Source organism: Xanthomonas sp. SHU 199 (assembly GCF_000364665.1).
GTDB lineage: Bacteria > Pseudomonadota > Gammaproteobacteria > Xanthomonadales > Xanthomonadaceae > Xanthomonas_A > Xanthomonas_A sontii.
In genome coordinates this window covers 1-3,011 of the sequence record NZ_AQOI01000491.1, presented here as the reverse complement: position 1 = coordinate 3,011, position 3,011 = coordinate 1, and the positions used below count along the sequence as shown (strand labels likewise).

The window sequence follows — 3,011 nt, the reverse complement described above, 5'->3', positions numbered from 1 at the left end:
CCGGCGGCGGCGCAGGCGCGGCTGCGTCAGGTCGCCACGGCCTTCGCCGGCCTGCCGATCGAGCAGCAGCACAGCCTGCATGCGCAGTTCGCCGAGATGGACGCCCTGGAGCGCCACGGCTGGTTGCTCGGCCCGGAACTGGGCGCCGAGTTCTGGGCGCTGCAGCCGCTGCTGGGCTACGTGCCGGAGGCGCAGCGGCAGGCACTGCTGGGCCTGTTGCGCGGCCTGCCGGCGGACCAGCGCGAGCATCTGGCGCTGTTGTCGCAACGCACCCCGCCGCAGGACCGTGCCGCCTTGCGCCGCGACCTGCTGGCGCAGGGCGCCGACAGCCGTGGTGCCTGGCTGAAGCAGCGCGCCGCGCGCTGAACTGCGCGCGGCGCCTGGCGTTGCGTGCACCTGGTCCCGGGCCCCGGGTCCCGGCTTCTCCTGCAGTGATCCGTCGCAGCGGGTAGAATGCCCGGCCTCCGCCACCCGGTGCCGGCGCTGTCTGCGCGGCCGCAGTCGGCGGGATCGCCAGAGTCTTGCAATGTTTTCGTCTTCCACCCCGGCCTCGGTCCGGGGCCGCGAACTGCGCACCACCGCGCAGCTCGCCCTGCCGCTGGTCCTGGGGCACGTCTCCACCGGCCTGATCAGCTTCGTCGACAACGTGATCGCCGGCCACCACGGCACCCGCACGCTGGCCTCGGTGACGGTCGGCACCGCGCTGCTGTGGCTGCCGATGATGATCCCGATCGGCACCCTGATCGCCCTGACCGCCTCGGTGTCGCAGCTCGACGGCGCCAAGCGCCAGGCGCAGATCGGGCCGCTGTTCCGCCAGGCGCTGTGGCTGTCGCTGGGCCTGGGCCTGCTGATGTTCGCGTTCCTGAGCGTGATGCCGATGGCGCTGCCGCAACTGGGCATCGCCCCGGAGATCGTGCCCGGCGCGCGCGACTTCCTGCTTGCGATCCGTTGGGGCGTGCCGGCGCTGGTGCTGTACTTCTGCATGCGCTACCTCAGCGAAGGCATGCACTGGACCCTGCCGACCATGCTGCTCGGCTTCGGCGGCCTGCTGCTGCTGGCGCCGCTCGGCTATGCGCTGACCTTCGGCCTGTGGGGTCTGCGCGAGCACGGCGCCGGCGGCCTGGGCATGGCCTCGGCGATCATGATGTGGGCGCAGGCGCTGTGCTTCGCCATCTACCTGGCGCGGTCCAGGCGCTTTGCGCCGTTGCGCCTGTTCGCGCGGTTCGAGGCGCCGGACCTGCGCGCGATCGTCGGGCTGCTCAAGACCGGGTTGCCGATCGGCGTGACCATCCTGATGGAAGGCGGCCTGTTCATCGTCACCGCGCTGCTGATCGCGCGGCTCGGCGAGGTGCCGGCGGCGGCGCACCAGATCGCGATCAACGTGGCGCAGCTGTGCTTCATGGTGCCGATGGGCGTGGCCGAGGCGACCACGGTGCGGGTCGGCCGCGCCGCCGGTGCCGGCGACGCGGTAGGCGTGCGCGGCGCGGCCTGGGCCGGCTATGCGATCGTGCTCGGCACCCAGGCGCTGTCGGCGCTGGTGCTGCTGGTCGGCCACGACGCCATCGTCGGCGTCTACACCAGCGACCTGGCGGTGGCGGCGCTGGCCTCCACGCTGCTGCTGTACGCGGCCACTTTCCAGTTCCCCGACGGCGTGCAGGTGCTGTCGGCCGGCGCGCTGCGCGGCCTCAAGGACACCCGGGTGCCGATGCTGCTGGCCCTGTGTTCCTACTGGGGGCTGGGCATGCCGCTGGGCGCCGGCCTCGGCCTGTGGCTGGGCTGGGGACCGCAGGGCATGTGGATCGGCCTGATCCTGGGGCTGACCGCGGCGGCGGTGATGATGGGCGCGCGCTTCCGCTGGAGCAGCGCGCGGCTGCTGGCCGCGCCGGCGGCCCCCTGACTTCAGACGCATGTGCGGCGCCTGACGCAGCCGGTATGCTGCGCAGGCGCAAGACGCCTTCCTTTCGGAGCTTTCCATGAACCAACCCGTGCGTCGCAGCCCCGTCGCCAACTTCTTCGTCGGCCTGTGGGATGTGATGAACTTCACTCGCCGGTTGATCTTCAACCTGGTGTTCTTCGGTTTCCTGTTGCTGATCCTGCTGGCGATGGTGTTCGCCATGGCGCGCGGCGACGGCGGCAAGGCGCTGCGCGACCGCACCACGCTGCTGATCGCGCCGGAAGGCAAGCTGGTCGAGCAGTTCAGCGCCGACCCGGTCAGCCGCGCGCTGGCCAAGGCGATGAACGACAAGGGCGCGCAGGAGATCCAGTTGCGCGACCTGGTGCGCGCCATCGAGGCGGCCAAGACCGACCCGAAGATCGAGCGCGTGGCGCTGCGCCTGGACAAGCTGCAGCCCAGCGGCTTCGCCTCGATGCGCGAGGTGGAGAAGGCGCTGCAGGACCTGCGCAGCTCCGGCAAGCAGATCGTCGCCTACAGCGACAATCTGAATCAGTGGCAGTACCTGCTGGCCGCGCAGGCCAACGAGGTCTACCTGGACCCGATGGGCTCGATGACCCTGGAAGGCCTGGGCCGCTACCGCCAGTACTTCCGCGAGGGGCTGCAGGACAAGCTCGGCGTGGACGTGCACCTGTTCAAGGTCGGCGAATACAAGTCCGCCGCCGAGCCGTACGTGCTCGACGCGGCCTCGGCGGCGTCCAAGGAAGCCGACCTGTTCTGGATGAACGATGTGTGGCAGCGCTACGTGGCCGACATCGCCAAGGCGCGCAAGCTGGCACCTGAGCAGATCAATGCCGGCATCGACACCATGCCCGAGGGCGTGGCCGCCGCCGGTGGCGACCTGGCCAAGTTCGCCCTGCAGCAGAAGCTGGTGGACGGCCTGAAGACCCGCGAGGACGTCGAGCAGCTGCTGGCCAAGCGTGGCGTCGCCGACGACGATGCCGACACCGGCTACCGCAACGTCGACCTGGACGGCTACCTGCAGCAGCTGGACCTGCGTCGTTCGCCGGTGGACTCGCGTCCGCAGGTGGCGGTGGTGGTCGCCGCGGGCGAGATCAGC

At 70.9% G+C, this 3,011-nt stretch carries 3 protein-coding genes; all 3 read left to right on the top strand.

Annotated elements, in window-relative coordinates; all coding sequences use genetic code 11:
- Nucleotides 1-366 (top strand): hypothetical protein (locus tag D183_RS24915; protein ID WP_017909770.1); only part of this gene is annotated, 366 nt, incomplete at its 5' end.
- Nucleotides 367-526: 160 nt separating this feature from the next.
- Nucleotides 527-1,897 carry an MATE family efflux transporter gene (locus tag D183_RS0115270; protein ID WP_017909769.1) on the top strand — a complete coding sequence of 457 codons (1,371 nt, stop codon included), beginning with the start codon at nt 527-529 and terminating at the stop codon, nt 1,895-1,897.
- A 76-nt stretch (nt 1,898-1,973) separates the two neighbouring features.
- On the top strand, nt 1,974-3,011 hold a 1,038-nt coding region (locus D183_RS0115265; protein WP_017909768.1), incomplete at its 3' end, for a S49 family peptidase.

Excerpts from the sequence above, each read along its gene's own strand:
- D183_RS0115270 (WP_017909769.1), top strand. The coding sequence starts at position 527 with ATGTTTTCGTCTTCCACCCCGGCCTCGGTCCGGGGCCGCGAACTGCGC.